The organism is Rhodoferax sp., assembly GCF_044236835.1.
Taxonomy (GTDB): Bacteria; Pseudomonadota; Gammaproteobacteria; order Burkholderiales; family Burkholderiaceae_C; genus Allorhodoferax.
In genome coordinates, this window is the sequence record NZ_JBIIGC010000003.1 from 81,688 (window position 1) to 101,617 (window position 19,930).

Sequence of the window (19,930 nt, forward strand, 5' to 3'; positions counted from 1 at the left end):
AGGACGTTGACATCACAGGCGGGGCGTAGCGCAATCACACCCGTTCGAAGATGCCGGCAGCGCCCTGCCCTGCGCCCACGCACATGGTGACCATGGCGTGCTTGAGCTGGTGGCGGTGCAGGGCGTGGATAGCAGTGGCCGCGCGAATGGCGCCGGTCGCGCCCAGCGGGTGGCCCAGCGCAATGGCACCGCCCATGGGGTTGACCTTGGACATGTCCAGCCCCAGGGTGTTGATCACTGCGAGCGACTGCGCGGCAAATGCCTCGTTGAGCTCGAACCAGTCGATGTCTTGCTGCTGCAGGCCTGCGTAGCGCAGCGCCGCCGGTATTGCCTCGATCGGACCAATGCCCATGATGTGCGGTGGCACGCCCTTGCTGGCAAAGCTCACAAAACGCGCCAGCGGCGTCAGGCCAAACTGTTGAACCGCCTTCTGACTGGCCAGCACCAGCGCGCCCGCGCCGTCCGAGGTTTGCGAGCTGTTGCCGGCTGTTACCGAACCGCGTGCAGCGAACACCGTCTTGAGTTTGGCCAGGCCTTCGATCGAGGTGTCTGCGCGCGCGCCTTCATCAAGACTGACGGTACGGCGCTTCTCGACCACTTCGCCGGTCTCCAGGTTGGCGCTACGGTCAACTATGTCAATGGGCGTGATCTCAGCAGCAAAGTCGCCGCGGGCCTGGGCGGCCAACGCGCGCTTGTGCGACTCCACCGCAAACTGGTCTTGCGCCTCGCGGCTGACCTTCCACTGGTTGGCCACCTTTTCAGCGGTGAGGCCCATGCCGTACGCAATGCCAATGTTCTCGTCATGAATGAAGATGTCCGGTGAGAGCGAGGGCGTGTTGCCCATCATCGGGACCATGCTCATGCTTTCTACACCGGCGGCGATCATCACATCGGCCTCGCCCACGCGGATGCGGTCGGCCGCCATTTGGATGGCCGAGAGGCCCGAGGCACAGAAGCGGTTGACCGTGATGCCCCCCACGCTGTGCGGCAAGCCAGCCAGCACCGCGCCCATGCGCGCGATGTTGAGCCCCTGCTGGCCCTCGGGAATGGCGCAGCCGCAAATCAAATCTTCAATGGCCGCTGGGTCCAGGCTGGGCACCTGGGCAAGGGCCGACTTGAGCACCTGCACCAGCAAATCGTCGGGCCGGGTGTTGCGGAAAAATCCACGGTGCGAACGCCCGATGGGCGTGCGGGTGGCGGCAACAATGTAGGCGTCTTGCACTTGTTTCATATCAGTTCCTCACGGGCTTGCCAGTGGACATCATTCCCATGATGCGCTCCTGCGTCTTGGGGTGGTTGAGCAGCGCGCCAAAGGCCTTGCGCTCCAGCGTCATGAGGTAGTCCTCGTTGACCAAGGTGCCCGCATCAACATCGCCGCCGCAGACCACTTCGGCGATCAGGCTGGCGATGTGGAAGTCGTGCGCGCTAATGAAGCCGCCGTCGCGCATATTGACCAGCGAGCCCTTGAAGGTGGCAATCCCGCTGCGCCCGGCCACCGGGAACAGGCGCTTGTGTGGCGCGCGGTAGCCCGAGGCATGCATCGCTTTGGCTTCATTCAAAGCCACAAACAAGAGTTCGTCCTTGTGGGCCACCACCACGTCGCTCTCCAGCAAATAGCCCAGCTTGCGTGATTCGAGTGCGCTCGTACCCACTTTGGCCATGGCGGCAGCGGTGAAGCCCTCGGTTAAAAACGGCAGCAGGTCTTTGCCGGTGGATGCAGCCGCGTTTTCCGCTGCGCGGCGGGCGATGTAGGTCAGGCCACCGGCGCCGGGCACCAGGCCCACGCCGACTTCGACCAAGCCGATGTAGCTCTCCATCGCCGCAACCCGCTTGCTGGAATACACCGCCAGCTCGCAGCCACCGCCCAGGGCCAGGCCGCGTACGGCGGAGACCACCGGCACGTTGGAGTAGCGCAGGGCCAGCATAGCGGCTTGCATCTCGGCCTCGGCGCCCTCAATCGCCTTGACACCACCGAGCATGAAGGCCGGCAGCATGGCCTGCAAATCGGCGCCGGCGGAGAACATGTCGTCGGGCGACCAGATCACCAAGCCTTGGTAGTTTTGCTCGGCCAGGGCCTGCGCCTGCACCAGACCTTCGACCACCGCTGGGCTGATGGCATGCATTTTGGACTTGATGCTCGCAATCAGCACCTCGCCATCGAGCGTCCACAGCCGAATGGCATCGTCTTCGTGCAACGTGGTGCCCGCCGTCTGGGCGCGCGGCGCACTAGAGCCCAAAACGCTTTCGGGAAAATGCTGGCGCGCGTACACCGGCAGGCTGCGCACCGGCACAAAGGCGCCGGTGCTGGGGTTGAAACTGCCCTCGGTCTGGTGCACGCCGCCGCGCTCGGCCACGGGGCCTTGGAACACCCAGTCGGGCAGCGGTTCGCTGCACAGCGCCTTGCCGGCATCGATGTCCTCTTGCACCATGCGGGCCACGTCCAACCAGCCCGCTTCTTGCCACAACTCAAACGGCCCTTGTTGCATGCCAAAGCCCCAGCGCATGCAGAAGTCCACATCGCGCGCGTTGTCGGCAATGGCTACCAGATGGATGGCGGCATAGTGGAACGCGTTGCGCAAAATCGCCCACAGGAACTGGCCCTGAGCGCCTTCGCTGTTGCGCAAGAGCTTGAGCCGCTCGGCGGCGGGCTTCTTGAGCATACGGGCATAGACCTCGTCGGCCTTGGCGCCGCCACTCACATACTCTTTGGTGGCCGCATCGAAACGCAGCACATCGCGTCCGACCTTTTTGAAAAAACCCGCTTTGGATTTTTGCCCCAGGTGACCCATCTCCAGCAGGGTCTTGAGAACTTCGGGTGTGGCGAAGCTAGGGTGGAACGGATCGAACTTGCCAGGGCCGTCGGCGGGGTTGGCGCTGAGCGTGTCCTGCAAGGTCTTGATGACATGGGCCATGGTGTCCAGACCCACCACGTCGGCGGTGCGGAAGGTGCCCGAGCTGGCACGGCCCAGCTTCTTGCCGGTGAGGTCGTCCACCACGTCGAAGGTGAGTCCGAAGTTCTGCGCCTCTTGCATGGTGGCCAGCATGCCGGCGATGCCAACGCGGTTGGCGATGAAGTTGGGCGAGTCTTTGGCCCGCACCACACCCTTGCCCAAGGTGGTGGTAACAAAGGTTTCCAGGTAGTCGAGGATGTGCGGCTCGGTGCTGGGTGTGTTGATCAGCTCGACCAGCGCCATGTAGCGCGGCGGGTTGAAGAAGTGGATGCCGCAGAACCGGGGGCGCAGCGCCTCTGGCAACGCCTCGCTCAAGGCGGTGATGGACAGGCCGGAGGTGTTGCTGGCCAAGATGGCATGCGGCGCGATGAACGGGGCGATCTTGGCGTACAAGTCGCGCTTCCAGTCCATGCGCTCGGCGATCGCCTCGATCACCAGGTCGCATTCGGCAAGCCGTGCCAAATGTTCCTCGTAGTTGGCCGGCTCGATCAGCGCGGCGTGTTCGGCCACGCCCAGGGGCGCGGGCTTGAGCTTCTTCAAGCCCTCCACCGCACGCAGGACGATCCCGTTTTTGGCGCTGCCAGCGGCGTTGTCCGGCAAATCAAACAAGAGCACCGGCACCTTGACGTTCACCAGATGCGCTGCGATTTGCGCACCCATGACGCCCGCGCCCAAGACGGCGACTTTTCGGACATTGAAACGGGACATAGTTCTTCCTAGGGAGCAACAGGCGGTTTACTGAACGCGGATCCAGGTTTGCGTGCGTCCCAGCATGGGGGTGCCGATGAAGCCGCGCACTTCGAGCTTTTTGCCACCATCGATGGGCGTCATGCGCAGGCTGTACTCTTTGCCGTTCTCCGGGTCGAGGATCTTGCCGCCTTCCCACACATCCTTACCGTCGGCCTTTTTGCCACCACGGATGATTTCCATACCGATCTTGGGCTTGTCCTTGCGGTCGTCGGTGCATTTGACGCAATTGGGTTCCGGATTGGGCTCGGCACTCAAAGAACGCTCCACTACGCCCGAGAGGGTGCCGCTGGCGCTGGAGATCTTGATCTCGGCCTTGGGCTTTCCGGTGCCGTCATCGATGCTGTTCCAAGTACCCTCGGGCGTCATTTGCGCCATGGCGCTCGCAGCGACGAAGGACAGGGCCAGGGTGGTCAGGGTGCGTTTCATAGGGCTCTCCAGTGGTGTGGGTTGAAGACAGGTGGGACAAAAATGGTCAGGCCAGCGCAGCGTCGGTGTCCATCAGCACCTTGGATCCGGTGCGGGCGGTGCGCATGAGCGTCGTAGTCTCGGGGAACAGCTTGGCAAAGTAAAAGCGAGCGGTTTGCACCTTGGCCTGGTAGAACGGATCGGTGTTGCCGGCGGTGATTTCGCGCAGCGCCACCTGCGCCATGCAGGCCCAAAAGTAGCCGAACACCAAATGGCCAGCCACCCGCAGGTAGTCGACGGCGGCAGCGCCCACTTCGTCGGGGTTTTGGAAACCCTTGAAACCGATCTCCGTGGTGAACTTGGTCATCTGGTCGCCCAACACTGCAATCGGGGTGATGAACTCGGCCATCTTTTCGTTGACGCCTTCTTCGTCCACCAGCTTGGCAATGAGTTTGCCAAACTTGCGCAGCGTGGCGCCGTTGTTGGAGAGCACTTTGCGGCCCAGCAGGTCGAGCGACTGGATGGTGTTGGTGCCTTCGTAAATCATGTTGATGCGCGCATCGCGCACGAACTGCTCCATGCCCCATTCCTTGATGAAGCCGTGGCCACCAAATACCTGCAGGCAGCTTGAAGTCGCGGTCCAACCGTTGTCGGTGATGAACGCTTTGACGATGGGCGTAAGCAAGGCCAGCATCTCGGCGGCGTCCTTACGGACTTGCTCGTCGGGGTGGTTGATCTCTTTTTCCAGCAGCATGGAGCAGTACGTTGCCAGGGCTCGGCCGCCTTCGGCATAGGCCTTGGCCGTGAGCAGCATCTTGCGCACATCGGGGTGCACGATGATGGGGTCAGCAGCTTTGTCCTTGGCCTTGGTACCCGAGAGCGAGCGCATCTGGATGCGGTCTTTGGCGTAGGCCAGCGCGTTTTGGTAAGCGACTTCGGTCAGCCCCAAGGACTGGTTGCCCACGCCCAGGCGGGCTGCATTCATCATGACGAACATGCCTTGCATTCCCTTGTTGGGTTGGCCCACCATGGTGCCAATGGCGCCATCAAGCACCATTTGCGCGGTCGCATTGCCGTGGATGCCCATCTTGTGTTCCAGACCGCCGCAATAGATGCCGTTGCGCTCGCCCAGCGTGCCGTCGGCGTTCACATGGAACTTAGGCACGATGAACAGGCTCACGCCCTTGATGCCGGGTGGCGCATCGGTCAGCCGGGCCAGCACCAAGTGGATGATGTTGCCTGCCATATCGTGCTCACCGGCGCTGATGAAGATTTTGTTGCCGGTGATTCGGTAAGTGCCGTCTGGCAGCGCTTCGGCCTTGGTGCGCATCAGCCCCAGGTCGGTGCCGCAGTGTGGCTCGGTCAGACACATGGTGCCGGTCCATTCGCCGCTGGTCATTTTGGGCAGGTAAGTGGCTTTTTGCGCGTCGGTGCCGTGGGTATGCAGCGCGGCGTAGGCACCGTGGGTCAGCCCGGGGTACATCGTCCAGGCTTGGTTAGCGCTGTTGAGCATTTCGTAAAACATCTGGTTGACTACCAGCGGCAAACCCTGTCCGCCGTATTCGGGGTCGCAGGCCAATGCAGCCCATCCTCCCTGCACATATTGCGCGTAAGCCTCTTTGAAGCCCTTCGGCGTGGTCACGCTGTGAGTGGCTGTGTCGATGCTGCAACCCTGGGTGTCACCGCTGATGTTGAGGGGGAACAGAACCTCGGCGGCAAACTTGCCGCCCTCTTCAAGCACTGCATTAATCGTGTCGGAATCGACATCGGCGTGCTTGGGCATGGCGCGCAGATCCTCGGTCACGCGCAGCAATTCGTGCATTACAAACTGCATGTCGCGCAGGGGCGGGTTGTAGACGGGCATGACAAAGCTCCTTAGAAGTTAAAACGGTAGAACTAGCGCGAAAGCGCAGGATGGGCTGCGCCGACAGCATGGCGGGCCAAAATGCTCTCGAAGGTCTGGAGCGCCCGCGCGATTGATCCCGGCGTTTTGAGAAATCGAGCCTCATAGTGCACTGCCAAAATCAGGCCGTGGATTTCGAAGGCCATTTGTTCTTCATCGGCGTGCGGCGACAGATGGCCGCACTGACGCGCCAGTACCAGCGAGCGATTCAATGCGGCCAGCCAGGTCTGCACCGAGTGGGCCAGGGCGTCGCGTACCGGGCCAGGACGATCGTCAAACTCGACCGCGCCGCTGATGAAAATGCAACCTGACTGGATCTCTTCGGCCACGCGCCGCATCCAGTTGGCAAACAGTGCCCGCACTCGGGGCAGGCCCCTAGGCTCTTGCAATGCGGGGTAGAAAACCTCTAGCTCAAAGCGGTTGAAATACTCCCGCACCACCGAGATCTGCAACTCTTCGCGAGAACCAAAATGGGCGAAAACGCCCGACTTGCTCATCTGCGTAACCTCGGCCAGTGCGCCAATGCTCAAACCCTCCAGACCAATTTGGGTCGCCAAACGCAGGGCCGCCTCGACAATCGAATTCTTGGTCTGCTGGCCTTTCTGCAATGCCCGTTCAGACGCCGCGCGCAAGGGCGCGGTGCTTGGACGTGTGCGGGATAGGGAGGCAATCGACACAGTTGGATGCAGCAAAATAGAACGATCGTGCTATTTTGCATGACTTCGGCCTGGGCTGGTCAACGGCTTGGGAAACTAGACGCACAAACCTAGGAAATCCTAGGGTATTCCCTAGGCAGAGCCACCCTTAAGCCTGGATACGCAGAATCAATGCCAAGCTAGCGTCGAGCTGGTCGGACGCACGCTGCCTGAACCCAGAGCGTACGTAGCGCTGCAAACGCCCCACCAAAAATGCGTTGAGTACCGCGGCGCGCACGCCTGCATCGGGCACCGCGTCCTCGCGCATGCACTGCTTGAGGGCGGCTTCCACCTTGTCGAAGAACTGGTTCATGCGCTGCTGCAGCCGATCACTCTCAAACACCAACGCATCACCAACCATGACGCGGGCCATACCGGGGTTTTTTTCCGCAAACTGCACCAGCATGGTCACGATGGCCGAGGCTTGGCGCAGGCCACGCGATGCCTCTGGGTCCTCGCGCGAAACGATGTGGTTGATGAGGGTGAAGACCGACTGCTCAATGAACTCCAGCAGCCCCTCAAACATCTGGGCCTTGCTGGCAAAGTGCCGGTACAGCGCCGCCTCGCTAACGTCCAAACGCGCGGCCAAGGCCGCTGTGGTGATTCGCTCCTGGGCTGGCTGCTCCAGCATGCTGGCGAGCATTTGCAAAATCTGCACCCGACGCTCGCCTGGCTTGGGCCGCTTGCGGCCCGCCAGGGCGCCAGCATTGGAGGGAACATCGGTGGCGGTTTGTGAAAGCTGCGCCGGCATGGTCAGTGCGAGCGAATCATGGTGCCAAAAGCCTGGTCGGTCAGAATTTCCAGCAGTAGCACATGCGGCACACGGCCGTCCACAATGTGAACCGCATGCACGCCGCTCTTGGCCGCATCCAGCGCGCCAGCAATCTTGGGCAGCATGCCGCCAGAGATGGTGCCGTCGGCAAACAAGGCATCGATTTGCCGGGAACTGAGGTCAGTAAGCAAGTTGCCGCTCTTGTCGAGCACGCCGCTGATGTTGGTGAGCATGAGCAGCTTTTCGGCCTTTAGCACCGTGGCCAGTTTGGCCGCCACCACGTCGGCGTTGATGTTGTAGCTTTCGTTGTTTTCACCAAAACCGATCGGGCTGATGACGGGAATAAATGCGTCGTCTTGCAGGGCCTGGACCACCGCCGGGTCCACACTTTGGATGTCGCCGACCTGACCCACATCGTGCTCAATCGATGGGTCGATTTGATCCAACATCTTGAGCTTTTGCGCACGGATCATTGCGCCGTCGCGCCCGGTCAGGCCCACGGCCTTTCCGCCGGCCTGGTTGATGAGTCCCACAATGTCTTGCTGAACCTCGCCACCCAGCACCCACTCGACCACCTCCATGGTCTCGGCGTCGGTGACGCGCATGCCCTGGATGAACTCGCCCTTCTTGCCCAAGCGCTTGAGTGCGCTCTCAATTTGTGGGCCGCCACCGTGCACCACCACCGGCTTGATGCCCACGAGCTTGAGCAAGACCACGTCCTCGGCAAAAGCCTTCTGCAAGGCTGGATCGGTCATCGCGTTGCCGCCGTACTTGATGACCATAGTCTTGCCGTGAAACTTGCGGATATACGGCAAAGCTTGGGCCAGAATCTGCGCCTTGTCACTTGGCGCGATGGGGGTGCTGGCAACACTGTGGACATACGCAGAAGATTCAGACATGGCGGCTAACCCGGTGGGGCAAAAGTATCGCGAGGGACGAGAACATGGCGCCTACTTTACATCCCGGCCCGAACCGACAACCGAGCACTCGCGCCCTGGACGTAAGACAGCCATCTGCGCCGGTGACGGGCTGCACCGTGACGTGGAACACGCCTGCAGCCCGTGAGCGAGCTAGTTGCTGGCAATCAAGAACGCTTCCTTCGACTGGCCTTGCGCTACCAGGCTGACCAGCCACTTGGGGGTCAGACCACGCCCGGACCAGGTTTCCCCATTGGGACCGCGGTACTTTGCAGCAACCTGGGCACCTGCCTTTTTGGCGGCCTTTGGCAGCTTTGCAGATTTGGCTGGGGCATTGCGACTGCGGGAACCCTTGCCGGACTTGGCCGGCTTGGCGGTTTGCAGGTGCTTGACGGTAATGCCAAAGGCCTGCATTTTTGCGAGTATCTCGTGCACCGTTGCGTTGAACTCTTTTGCCTTGATCTCGTTAGCTTGTTTTTGCAGTTTTTCAATTTGGGACTGCAGATCGATCAGGTTGCTCATGGTGATATTCCAACAAGTTAAATGCTAATTCGGTGCCTATCAAAGCTGGCTAAGCCAGCGCCGACAGGCCCCCCGTGCGAATGACGCGGATGCATTATCTACCGGTATGACCAAAATATGTCCACACAAAGGGGGTTTTTCAGGGATTTCCAGTTCCTCTGAACCGATGGGCTTAGAAGTGAATTCCACGCATCATCTGCTGCATCGCCATCGCCTCGGGCGATAACTGTTGCTTGGGGGCCTTTTCACCGGGCTGCAGGCCTTTGGCCGCGCTGGAATCCGGAAACATGCGAAAACTGGTATTCATCGCAATCTGGGCCACCCGGGGAACCAGTGCGTGCAGAACTTGGCCGGTGATTCCAAGCCGCGTTGCGATTCGCACTGGCTTAAAGATGCAGGCCTGCGCCACCATATCTGCCGCCTCTTCGGGCGAGAGCGTGGGCACGTTCTTATAGATATTGGTAGGCGCAATCATGGGAGTTCGCACCAGGGGCATATTGATGGTGGTAAACGAAATGCCTTGATCGGCAAACTCGCTCGAAGCACAGCGCGTCCACGCGTCGAGCGCCGCCTTGCTGGCGACGTACGCACTGAAGCGCGGCGCGTTGGTCAGCACGCCAATCGAGCTGATGTTGACCACATGGCCTTTACGCTTGGTCACCATGCCAGGCAGCAAGCCCATGGTGACGCGCAAGCAACCAAAATAGTTGAGCTGCATGGTGCGTTCAAAATCATGGAAACGGTCGTAGCTGGATTCAATTGCACGACGTATAGACCGCCCCGCGTTGTTGATCAAAAAGTCCACGCCACCATGCTCGCGGACCACTTCCCCGATGAAGCGATCGCAATCGACCATGTCGGCAATGTCAACGGTATGAGCGACAAAGCGGTAACCGTTCTTATGGGCTTGCTTGCAGGCGTCTTCGAGCTTGTCGGCATCGCGGCCACAAATCAGGGTGACTGCACCGGCCTCGGCGAACTTGTGGGCCGCCGCCAACCCGATCCCCGAGGAGCCCCCAGTTACCAAGACCACCTTGCCGGCCACTGCCCCGCGCAGAGAGCGGTCGATGTGGAGGTCGGGATCCAGGTGACGCTCCCAGTAATCCCACAGGCGCCACGCATAGTCCTTCAAGTTGGGGCATTCCACGCCACTGCCCTTGAGCATGGTTTGCGCTTGGCGGCAATCAAAGCGCGTGGGGTAATTCACAAAGGTGAACATGTCTTCAGGCAAGCCAAGGTCCTTCATGACCGCATTGCGCACACGGCGCACCGGTGCCAGTGCCATCAAGCCCTTGGTCACGCTGCGCGGTATAAAACCGAGCAAGGCCGCGTTGATGAACAAATTCATCTTTGGCGCATGGGCTGCTTTGCTGAAGATATCGAGCACATCGCCAACCCGGTAACCTTGCGGATCGACCAAGTGGTAACACTGTTTTGCGATACCTGTTTTGTGGCTGATGGTGTCGAGCGCGTCCACCACAAAGTCCACCGGCACAATGTTGATGCGCCCACCTTCTAGTCCAATCGTGGGCATCCACGGCGGCAGCAACTGGCGCATGCGCTGAATAAGTTTGAAGAAGTAATACGGCCCATCGATTTTGTCCATCTCACCGGTGCGGCTGTCGCCGACCACCATGGCAGGACGGTAAACCGACCACGGCACCTTGCACTCCGTACGAACAATCTTTTCACTTTCGTGCTTGGTTTTGAAATAGGGGTGGTCGTAGTTTTCGGCCTCCTCAAACATATCCTCCCGAAACACGCCCTCGTACAAACCCGCAGCGGCAATACTGGAGACATGGTGGAAATGCTTGGCATCGATCGCCTTGGCAAACTCGACCGCATTGCGGGTGCCTTCTGTGTTGACCTGTGTCTGGCTTTCTTCGTCTGCGCCGAGGTCGTAGATGGCGGCTAGGTGGTAGCAGTGATCAATTTGGCCCTTGAGTTGTTTAAGGGCTTCGCCGGATATACCGAGCTTTTTGTCCACGAGGTTGCCATACACGGGCTGCGCGCGGGCAGCGCTCTTGGCATCGTTCAAACCCCAATACTCACGTAAATCTGCGACTTTGGCCTCGCTCTCTGGGCGCAACAAGAAATGCACCGTCGCGCCTTTGCGCTCAAGCAACTTCTTTACCAAACGTTTTCCAATAAAGCCAGTGGCACCCGTCACAAAATACTGCATACAGAATCCTCCAAGGTTGCGAGCATTTTCTCTGACTTGGCAATCACAGTCGTTCAGCGTAAACCCGAACGCAAATTGCGAGTGCAGGTGGCAACCGCATGCCGTAGCCCTAAGCTGAGGGTGCACGCTAATGTGGCGCCGCTGCTCACTGAAGCGCCGCCGCAACAGGCTTGGAGTTAGAAGCGTCTCTCTACTGCAAAGCTGTTCGCACGCTTACATTGCGGCATCGTTAACACCCCCATGGAGTCTTTATGGTGAAAAAACTGCAGAAAAAGTCCGCTCCCGCGAGCGCTGACATGCCCAGCTCGGTCAAGGACTCGGCCCAGCAAATCTGGCAAGCAGGCTTGGCCGCGTTCGCGCGAGCACAGGCCGAAGGCAACAAAGCCTTCGAATCGCTGGTCAGTGAAGGGATTGGCATTCAACGCAAAACCCAAAGCGCCGCCGAAGAAAAGATCGCCCAGGCAACCCAGAAGGTGTCCAGCATGGCGACAGACATCTCCAGCAAGGCGTCTGGCCAATGGGACAAGCTGGAGACCATTTTTGAAGAGCGCGTAGCCAAGGCCTTGAACAAGCTGGGCGTGCCCTCGGCGAAGGATGTTCAAGTCTTGATCGCACAGATCGATGCACTCAACCAAGCGGTTCAAAAGCTCTCTCCAGCCACGACCAAAACCACCCCCTCTGCCGCCAAGCCCACTGCCACCAAGCCCACTGCCACCAAGCCCACTGCCACCAAGTCTGCCGCAGCCAAGGCACCCGCCGCCAAGAAGGCTGTGGCTAAGAAAGCGGCTGCACGCAAGGCCAGCAGCAAACCAGCGCCAGCCAGCGCCGCCCGTGCCAGTTGAATGCGCACAGGGTCCGCATGAGAAGGCGCCTTGGCGCCTTTTTCATTGCTGCATAGCAGCACCAACGCACTGCGGCCAAGCCTACACTGTGGCGCCATGAAAGCCCACGCACGACCCAAGATTGCACTGGCCGTCGCTGGTGGCGGCCCCTTGGGTGCCATCTACGAAGTCGGTGCCATGTGCGCGCTCGAAGAGTCGCTGCTGGGCATCGATTTCAACCGACTGGACCACTATGTGGGCGTGTCTGCCGGCGGGTTCATCGCGGCGGCCCTGGCCAACGGCATCAAGCCGCGCGCACTGTGCGCGTCCTTCATCGAAAACTCACCCACCGATGTGGACGCTTTCGACCCTTCGTGGCTCATGCAGCCGGCCTACCTGGAGTACCTGCAGCGCAGCGCCAAGCTGCCCTGGCTGCTGGGTTCAGCGCTATGGCAGTTGGCGCTCGGCCAGAAAACTGCGCTCAATGCACTGGAGCATTTGGCTGGCGCCATGCCCACTGGGCTGTTCAGCAACCACTACATCGATGTGCACCTCGGTCGGCTGTTTGAAGGTGCCGGTCGTACCAACGATTTTCGCCAGCTCAAGACCCAACTCACGCTGGTGGCCACCCACCTCGACAGCGCCCGGGCAGCGCCGTTTGGGCGGCCAGGCTGGGACCATGTTCCCATTTCCAAAGCGGTGCAGGCCAGCGCCGCGTTGCCGGGCATGTTCCCGCCGGTCGAGATTGACGGTGAGCTGTATGTGGACGGCGCGTTAATCAAGACCATGCATGCCTCGGTAGCCTTAGACGATGGTGTGGATTTGCTGCTGTGCCTCAACCCGCTGGTGCCGTTCCACGCCACCGGCAGCCGGCGTGGCAGCATTCCAAAGATCGCCGAGGGTGGCTTGCCGGCGGTGTTGAGCCAAACGTTCCGCTCCATGATCCATTCCCGCATGGAGCTCGGCATGAAGCATTACGAACATGCTTACCCGGGCACCGATATCGTGCTGTTCGAGCCCGACCACCACGACCCTGCGCTGTACCTGGCCAACACCTTTAGCTACGCCCAGCGGCGCCAGCTTGCAGAACACGCATACCAGCAGACCCGCCAACTGCTGCGTAAGGACGCGGAGCACTTGGTACCCAAGTTTGCACGCCACGGCGTCACGCTCAACTACGCCGCGCTGCTTGATGTGCAGCGGCACCTGATCGACGACGCCACTGTGGGCGCAACGCGCGATTCCGAGCGCAATGACTTGCAGCCCGCTCGGGCGGTCGACACGCTGCACGACACCCTCAAGCACTTGTCGACTTGGGTGGACACACCTGCACAACGTGGCTTGGGTACCTGAACATGGCAGAGAAGAAGGCACCACGGCGCACCGCCGAACGGATTCTCGAAGTTAGCCTTGCGCTCTTCAACCGCTTTGGTGAACCCAATGTATCTACCACCCTCATCTCTGCGGAGATGCGCATCAGCCCGGGCAACCTGTACTACCACTACCCCGCCAAAGACGAGCTGATCAACGCCTTGTTCAACCGCTACGAGAACGCACTCCATGTGCTGCTCAACGCCAGCGACAACGTCCGCGATGTGGAAGATGCTTGGTTCTTTCTTCACTCCCTTTTTGAGTTGATTTGGCAGTACCGTTTTCTGTACCGCGACCTCAACGACTTGCTGAGCAAAAACCGAAGGCTGGAGACGCACTTTCAATCGGTGCTACATCACAAAACCCGCTCGGTGAAGGCCATGCTCGACAGCATGCACCGCTGCGGTGCTGTGCGCATCGACGCACGGGAGGTAGAACCCACTGCCACCAGCATGGTGGTGGTGCTGACCTACTGGCTCAGCTTTGAGTATGTGGGCAACCCGCGCAAGGCGCTGGAGCCCGAAAGCGCGCAAGGCGCGATGCTGCGTGGCGCCCACCATGTGTTGAACCTGCTGGTGCCCTACCTGGCAGCACAGCAGCGCGAACACTTGCTCGGTCTCGTGGCCGCCTACAGCAAAGCGCCCTGAACGCAGCGGAAGGGCCACCTGCAGGCTTGCGGCTCAGGCCTCAGGCTCGCCCCAAGGCAACATCAAGGCCATCCAGGTCAGCTTCTCGAACTCGGGGGCAAACAAGTCAATGATGTGCTGTGGCTGCGGGCACAGCGTGGTGTCTGCCACGATGCCAAACTGCACGCCACCGCCGTAACTCAGAATCGACACGCCCAGACCCACCGAGCCACTTTGCGGTACCCAAAACAGCGTCTCTTCAATCGTCGATCCACACAGCTTTTGTTTGACGTTGGAGCCAGGCACATTGGTCATCACGGCAGTGGTCTTTTTAGAAAAAAGCCCCAACATCGCGTCCTGCGCTGGCTTGATGAGCAGTCCTGCTACCGCCAGCAAACCGAATGTAAGCAAGGGCTGCGTACTGCCCTTGAGGCTGCGCATGCGATGGCGTACTTCGTAAACCCGCTCAACCGGGTTGTCCAATCCGATCGGCAAGGTCAGCGGCGCCAGCCCGAAGTGGTTGCCCAGCTTGTAGGCATGCTCCAGCGGCCGCAAGTTCACTGGCACCATTGCCCGGATGTTTTTGCCCTGCACCGTGTCCCCATGAGCCCGCAGGTACCCACCGATGGCGCCTGCGACGCAGCCCAACAACACATCGTTAACGGAGCAATTCAAGGCGCGCCCAACCGCCTTGACATCAGCCAGAGGCAGCGGTTTGCACCACGCCACCCTCTTGTGTATGCCCGGAACACCTTTGAGGGCCGTGGGCGAATCGTCTTCCATCAGGGCCAGCGCCGCCAGATCGGTCACCACCTGGTAGGCCAGCTTGGCCACATCCACCGATCCGGCCAGGCCCGATTCAACACTTTTTTGCGGCGCCATCAAGGCGCCCAGCGATCGCACCGCACTGTCGCCCGCCTTGTCCATCGCCGACACCGCCAACTGGGTTAGGGGCTTGAGCAGATGGTCGATCAACCACTCTTGGGGGCCTTCGGCTAGCTCGTTGGTGCGGTGCCGTTGGGGTGGTGGCGCACCGCCATCTACCAAAGACTGCATGACCGAAATCAGGGCAATACCGTCGGCGATGCAGTGGTGGATGCGCACCATCAGTGCGCTACCGCCTTGGTAGTTTTCAACCAGGTGGAACTGCCACAGCGGACGTGACCGGTCCAGGGGCTGCATGCACAGCTCAGCCAATCGCTCCTGCAAGGCGTCCTGCTGCTTCGCCGCCTCGGCTTGCGGCAAGGCGGTGGGCACCAGGTGGTGCGCCATGTCGAAGTTCTCGTCACTCACCCAGGTAGCACCGGCGGCATCTTCCACGGCGCGTTGCACAAATCGGGGGTACTTGAGCAAGCGCTCTTCCAAGCGCTGTGCCAAGTCGGCATAGGCCACGCCGGGCCGGATCACCCACACGCCCAAAATCATCATCAAGTTGCTGGACGAGTCCATGCGCAACCAGGCGGTATCGACCTTGCTCATGCGCTCGCCGTGCAGACCCAGCGTGCCGGTCACCGCACGTATCACTTGCTTTTGCGCTGTGCGCGTGGCCGACTGCGGCCGGATGCGGGTCACCATAAGATCAGATCTCCCATCTGCCGCACAAGGCAGATTTGAAAACGATTGTGCAATCAAATCGCAACGTAAGATACGGGCAAAACCCCACCCTGCCACCCTGAACTGGAAACACCATGCCGGACCTGAAAGCACAATTTGAAGACGCTGTTGCCAACTCCAAATCGCTCAGCGAACGACCAGACAACAGCACCCTGCTCAAAATCTACGCGCTCTACAAACAAGCCACCGTGGGGGACAACACGGAAAAGAAACCAGGCTTTTCTGACATGGTGGGGCGTGCCAAGTGGGAAGCCTGGGCTGGCTTCAAAGGCACCGAGCAGACGGCCGCCATGGAGCAGTACATCGCTTTGATTGAGTCGCTTCGCTAACCCTCCTGCCAACACGGCGAGAACGCGCGCTCAGCCTGCGGCTTTTTTGCGTGCGGGTTTGTTTGCTGCGCTGGGCGCAAGCAAGGCATCGAGGTTTTTCACGATCTCTTGCTCAATTTTTTCCTTGAACGCACCCAGCAAGAAGCCCAAGGTTGCGTTGAGTTCAAACCGGTCCTTGGTGACATCGAGCGTGCCACTGACGCCGGTGCGTTCGAAGCGCACAATGTCGTGGGCCTTGCCTTCTTCGTAGGTGCAAGCCATGCCGAACTCACCCTCCACCTGTTCAGCCCAAGAAAACGCCAGCTTGCGCGCTGCGGCCATGCCCAATGCATGTTCGCGGACTATGTGAAGATTTGCCATCCAACCCTCCTTGCAACACCATGTACAAATTCAAATCGCCTGCAACGGCGGATCTCATCATGCTTGAGCCCAACGGCCGTCAACTCGTTGCGCTGATGGGAAAAGACTACGGCGACAACAGCACCCAAGGAATTTTGCTCCCAGAAGAGATGCCAGCCGCGATACACGCCATACGCTTGGCGATTGTGCAAGATGAGAAGCTGCGGGCCCAGCGCATTCGCGAGGCCCTGGCTGTGGGCGCACCGGCTCCGGTATTCGAAGGGGTGTCACTCAAACAGCGCGCACTCCCCATGATTGCCATGCTAGAACGCTGCCACCTTGCACAAAAAGAAATGGTCTGGGGCAATTAGAGAGCCCCAGACCACCCAAAAATCCAACCCGTGAATTAATCCGCGTATTCGCCAGCGGCCTTGATGATCGGGCCCCACTTGGCGATTTCAGCGGCCACAAACTTCTTGTGCTCCGCAGGCTCCACACGCCTGTCAGTCACTACCAAGGCACCCAAGGCCTCTTGCTTCTTGACGAACTCGGGGTCTTTCAATGCCGCCTTCAATGCGGTGTTAAGCGCAGCCGTTACATCGGCTGGGGTGCCCTTGGGGGCGTACAGGCCGTGCCAAATGGTGACTTCAAATCCCTTCATGCCCGACTCCTGCAACGTGGGCAGGTCCTTCAGGGCCGGGGTTGTCAGGCGCTTGGCGGTGGTGACCGCATAACCGGTGATCTTCTTGCCCTCGATCTGCTGGCTGGTGTTGGTGGACTGGTCGCACATCAGATCGATCTGCCCGCCCATCAAGTCGGTCATGGCTGGACCGGTGCCTTTGTAGGGTACGGTGGTCATGTCAATCTTCATGGCCGACTGAAACAGCAAACCGCACAAGTGAGAAGCAGCGCCCAGACCCGCGTTACCCAGGTTGATCTTGCCCTTGTTTTGACCGAGCCAAGTTGTTAGTTCGGTGAAGTTCTTGGCGGGCAACGTGGGACGGCCGACCAAGGTCATGGGCACATCATTGACCATGCCCAAGTACTCAAAGTCGCTTTCCACTTTGAAGGGTAGGGTGCGGTACAGCGCTGGCATAGTGGACATGCCGATGTGGTTGAGCAGCAAGGTGTAGCCATCGGGGGCTGCCTTGGCCACCTTGTTGGTGCCGATGGAACTGCCGGCGCCCGCCACGTTTTCTATGATGATGGTTGCGCCGTTGAGCGGCTTGCGCAGCGCCTCGCCGAGGTCACGCGCCACACGGTCCGTCGGGCCGCCTGCGGCAAACGGCACCACGATCGTGACTGGCTTGGACGGGAAGCTCTGCGCATGTGCGAACAGGGACGTAACAGCGACGGCAACGGCAAGCAGTTTTTTCATATGTAATCCGTGTGGAAGGTTAAAGCGAGCAGTCTAGCGCGAAGCCACCCCTGTGCCATCCCGATTTCTACTTAGGAACACCGCACCTCAAAGCCTTTTTTGGCTGAGGCTTTTTGGGTGGTCTCACCGGTAGCTACGGGCATCCTCAATAACCTTGCCGTCGTTGGGCAAGCTGCCGGATTGCACGATCGCCACATCGCCACGCAGCTTGGTGACATCACGAATGGCCTCGCCAATGCGCGCCGCCAGCGCCGCGCCAGAAACCACGGCAGGCGTTGAAGTCTCCACTTGCAATGTCATGACATCGTTGGCCATTTCGCCACTGACCACCAAGCGCGCACGCAACACTTCGGGGAAGCGCTTCACGATGGCATCGACCTGCTTGGCATGCACAAACATGCCACGGATCTTGGTGGTCTGGTCAGCCCGGCCCATCCAACCTTTGATGCGTGTGTTGGTGCGCCCGCTCGGGCACTGCCCCGGAAGAATGGCCGACAAGTCGCCCGTGCCAAACCGCACCAGCGGGTAATCCCGATTGAGCGTAGTCACCACCACCTCACCCACCTCGCCGAGCGCAACCGGGTCGCCGGTGCCGGGGCGCACGATTTCCACTAGCACACCCTCGTCAAGCACCAAGCCCTCTCGCGCCGGGGTTTCGTAAGCGATCAGCCCCAAGTCTGCCGTGGCATAGCACTGGTAGCCCCGTACACCCCGGGCAAGGAACCAGTCGCGCAAGGACGGCGGGTACGCCTCGCCACCAAACATGGCTTTGGTGACCGAGGGCAGCGCCACACCCATTTCCTCGGCCTTTTCCAGGATGATTTTCAAAAAACTCGGAGTGCCGATATAGCCTGCCGGTTGTAGTTCGCGCATGGCTTGCACTTGCTGCTCGGTTTGCCCGGTTCCGCCTGGGAAAACGGTGCAGCCTAGCGCATGGGCGCCGGTTTCCATCATCGAGCCTGCAGGGACGAAGTGGTAGCTAAAGCAGTTGTGGATTAGCTCACCGCTGCGAAACCCGGCAGCAAAAATCGCACGCGCCATGCGCCAATAGTCTTTAGCCGTGCCTTCGGGTTCATAAATCGGGCCAGGGCTAGCAAACACGCGGGGCATGGAGGCGCCATAGCCGATGGCACTAAAGCCCCCAAACACATTGCCCGGCATGGTTTCGTGTCCAAGGGTCGCCACATTGGTTGCATTGGTCCGCGCGGCCTGTTGCAAGTCTTGCAACTCGGACTTGCGGATGACCGGCAACTGCGCCAGCGCAGCGCGGCTGGTGACGGCGCTGGCGTCAACCTGGGCCAACAATGCAGCAAAAGCCATCGACGACTTTTTGGCATGAGCAATTTGTGAAGGCAGCGCAGCCAGCAACGCGGTCTCGCGTGCTTCGGGACTACGGGTCTCCAACGTATCGAAGGTTTCACTCATCACACAACTCTCCTATGCCAACCAACGCTTGCGACGCTTGTAGCTCTTGACGTCTTTGAAACTCTTGCGCTCGCCGCCGCCCATGCCTAGGTAAAACTCTTTGACGTCCTCGTTGCTGCGCAAGTCGGCAGCGGCACCGTCCATCACCACCCGGCCAGACTCCATGATGTAGCCGTAGTCGGCGTATTTGAGGGCCATGTTGGTGTTCTGCTCTGCAAGCAAAAAAGTGACCTTCTCTTTGGTATTGAGGTCTTTGACGATCTCGAACACCTCTTCCACGATTTGCGGTGCCAGTCCCATCGAAGGCTCGTCGAGCAGCACCATGCTAGGGTTGGCCATGAGCGCGCGGCCAATGGCGCACATCTGCTGCTCACCGCCGGAGGTGTAGGCCGCCTGGCTGGTGCGGCGGGTTTTGAGGCGTGGAAAGTAGGTGTACACCTTCTCCAAACTGGCCGCCACCTCGGCCTTGTTCTTGCGCGTGTAACCGCCGGTGAGCAGGTTCTCTTCAATCGTCAGGTGGGCAAAGCAGTGGCGGCCTTCCATGACCTGCACCACGCCGCGCTGCACCAGGTCGGCGGGGGACAAGTTTTCGATACGCTCACCGCGCAGTTCGATCGAGCCTTTAGTGACCGCGCCGCGCTCACCGGCCAACAGATTGGAAACCGCACGCAAGGTGGTGGTCTTGCCCGCACCGTTGCCCCCCAAAATCGCCACGATGCCACCCTGAGGCACCTGCAGCGACACGCCCTTGAGCACCAAGATGACGTGGTTGTAAATGACCTCGATGCCATTGACGTTGAGAACGATGTTGGATTCACTCATAGCCCAGTTTCCATAGAGACCAAGTCAAAGAACCGCAACGCGAGTCTTTGATTTGGCCGGCGGAGCACCTGCACTCCAGCCGCCCAAAAAAAACCGCAGTCCAGCAAG

At 60.1% G+C, this 19,930-nt stretch carries 19 protein-coding genes; 5 read left to right on the plus strand and 14 right to left on the minus strand.

Annotated elements, in window-relative coordinates; translation table 11 throughout:
• Positions 1-34 precede the first annotated feature (34 nt).
• From ACILRC_RS03385 to ACILRC_RS03425, 9 genes are all read right to left on the minus strand, one after another.
• A complete protein-coding gene (locus tag ACILRC_RS03385) occupies positions 35-1,231 on the minus strand; it encodes an acetyl-CoA C-acyltransferase (protein ID WP_395667938.1) in 1,197 nt (398 codons plus the stop codon).
• Between the two features lies 1 nt (position 1,232).
• Complete coding sequence (locus tag ACILRC_RS03390) at positions 1,233-3,659, minus strand: 3-hydroxyacyl-CoA dehydrogenase/enoyl-CoA hydratase family protein (RefSeq protein ID WP_395667939.1); 2,427 nt, start codon at positions 3,657-3,659, stop codon at positions 1,233-1,235.
• A gap of 27 nt (positions 3,660-3,686) precedes the next feature.
• The gene (locus tag ACILRC_RS03395) at positions 3,687-4,127 is read right to left on the minus strand and encodes a DUF2147 domain-containing protein (RefSeq protein WP_395667940.1); all 441 of its coding nucleotides are present in this window, start codon (positions 4,125-4,127) and stop codon (positions 3,687-3,689) included.
• 46 nt (positions 4,128-4,173) lie between these two features.
• Complete coding sequence (locus ACILRC_RS03400) at positions 4,174-5,970, minus strand: acyl-CoA dehydrogenase C-terminal domain-containing protein (RefSeq protein WP_395667941.1); 1,797 nt, start codon at positions 5,968-5,970, stop codon at positions 4,174-4,176.
• 32 nt (positions 5,971-6,002) lie between these two features.
• Positions 6,003-6,641: a TetR/AcrR family transcriptional regulator gene (locus ACILRC_RS03405; protein ID WP_395667942.1), complete on the minus strand. Its 639-nt coding sequence runs from the start codon at positions 6,639-6,641 to the stop codon at positions 6,003-6,005.
• 172 nt (positions 6,642-6,813) lie between these two features.
• Positions 6,814-7,455, minus strand: coding sequence for a nucleoid occlusion factor SlmA (gene slmA, locus ACILRC_RS03410; RefSeq protein ID WP_395667943.1), 642 nt, complete (start codon positions 7,453-7,455; stop codon positions 6,814-6,816).
• Between the two features lie 2 nt (positions 7,456-7,457).
• On the minus strand, positions 7,458-8,375 hold the full coding sequence (gene argB, locus ACILRC_RS03415) for an acetylglutamate kinase (RefSeq protein ID WP_395667944.1): 918 nt from the start codon (positions 8,373-8,375) through the stop codon (positions 7,458-7,460).
• 171 nt (positions 8,376-8,546) lie between these two features.
• Positions 8,547-8,915 carry an H-NS family nucleoid-associated regulatory protein gene (locus ACILRC_RS03420; RefSeq protein WP_395667945.1) on the minus strand — a complete coding sequence of 123 codons (369 nt, stop codon included), beginning with the start codon at positions 8,913-8,915 and terminating at the stop codon, positions 8,547-8,549.
• Between the two features lie 172 nt (positions 8,916-9,087).
• Entirely contained in the window at positions 9,088-11,097 is a 2,010-nt protein-coding gene (locus ACILRC_RS03425; protein WP_395667946.1) for an SDR family oxidoreductase, read from the minus strand.
• A gap of 251 nt (positions 11,098-11,348) precedes the next feature.
• Between ACILRC_RS03425 and ACILRC_RS03430 the strand changes: the two genes are divergently transcribed.
• The 3 genes from ACILRC_RS03430 (at position 11,349) to ACILRC_RS03440 (ending at position 13,936) form a co-directional block, all read left to right on the plus strand.
• Positions 11,349-11,939, plus strand: coding sequence for a phasin family protein (locus tag ACILRC_RS03430; protein ID WP_395667947.1), 591 nt, complete (start codon positions 11,349-11,351; stop codon positions 11,937-11,939).
• 96 nt (positions 11,940-12,035) lie between these two features.
• Positions 12,036-13,271 carry a patatin-like phospholipase family protein gene (locus ACILRC_RS03435; RefSeq protein WP_395667948.1) on the plus strand — a complete coding sequence of 412 codons (1,236 nt, stop codon included), beginning with the start codon at positions 12,036-12,038 and terminating at the stop codon, positions 13,269-13,271.
• Between the two features lie 2 nt (positions 13,272-13,273).
• Positions 13,274-13,936 carry a TetR/AcrR family transcriptional regulator gene (locus tag ACILRC_RS03440; protein WP_395667949.1) on the plus strand — a complete coding sequence of 221 codons (663 nt, stop codon included), beginning with the start codon at positions 13,274-13,276 and terminating at the stop codon, positions 13,934-13,936.
• 33 nt (positions 13,937-13,969) lie between these two features.
• On the opposite strand, the gene ACILRC_RS03445 is transcribed toward ACILRC_RS03440, so the two are convergent.
• Positions 13,970-15,490, minus strand: coding sequence for a wax ester/triacylglycerol synthase family O-acyltransferase (locus ACILRC_RS03445; protein WP_395667950.1), 1,521 nt, complete (start codon positions 15,488-15,490; stop codon positions 13,970-13,972).
• A gap of 113 nt (positions 15,491-15,603) precedes the next feature.
• On the opposite strand from ACILRC_RS03445, the gene ACILRC_RS03450 reads away from it, so the two are divergent.
• Complete coding sequence (locus ACILRC_RS03450) at positions 15,604-15,858, plus strand: acyl-CoA-binding protein (RefSeq protein WP_395667951.1); 255 nt, start codon at positions 15,604-15,606, stop codon at positions 15,856-15,858.
• 30 nt (positions 15,859-15,888) lie between these two features.
• On the opposite strand, the gene ACILRC_RS03455 is transcribed toward ACILRC_RS03450, so the two are convergent.
• Positions 15,889-16,218, minus strand: a complete 330-nt coding sequence (locus ACILRC_RS03455) for a polyhydroxyalkanoic acid system family protein (protein ID WP_395667952.1) — start codon at positions 16,216-16,218, stop codon at positions 15,889-15,891.
• A 20-nt stretch (positions 16,219-16,238) separates the two neighbouring features.
• Here ACILRC_RS03455 and ACILRC_RS03460 point away from each other — a divergent pair, with 20 nt between their 5' ends.
• Positions 16,239-16,568, plus strand: coding sequence for a DUF1840 domain-containing protein (locus ACILRC_RS03460; protein WP_395667953.1), 330 nt, complete (start codon positions 16,239-16,241; stop codon positions 16,566-16,568).
• Between the two features lie 35 nt (positions 16,569-16,603).
• Here the strand turns inward: ACILRC_RS03460 and ACILRC_RS03465 are convergent, their stop codons facing one another.
• From ACILRC_RS03465 to ACILRC_RS03475, 3 genes are all read right to left on the minus strand, one after another.
• Positions 16,604-17,575 (minus strand): tripartite tricarboxylate transporter substrate-binding protein, encoded by a 972-nt coding sequence (locus tag ACILRC_RS03465; protein ID WP_395667954.1) that lies wholly within the window; start codon positions 17,573-17,575, stop codon positions 16,604-16,606.
• Between the two features lie 123 nt (positions 17,576-17,698).
• Positions 17,699-19,000, minus strand: a complete 1,302-nt coding sequence (locus tag ACILRC_RS03470; protein WP_395667955.1) for a phenylacetate--CoA ligase family protein — start codon at positions 18,998-19,000, stop codon at positions 17,699-17,701.
• A 12-nt stretch (positions 19,001-19,012) separates the two neighbouring features.
• A complete protein-coding gene (locus tag ACILRC_RS03475; RefSeq protein ID WP_395667956.1) occupies positions 19,013-19,822 on the minus strand; it encodes an ABC transporter ATP-binding protein in 810 nt (269 codons plus the stop codon).
• Between the last annotated feature and the right edge of the window lie 108 nt (positions 19,823-19,930).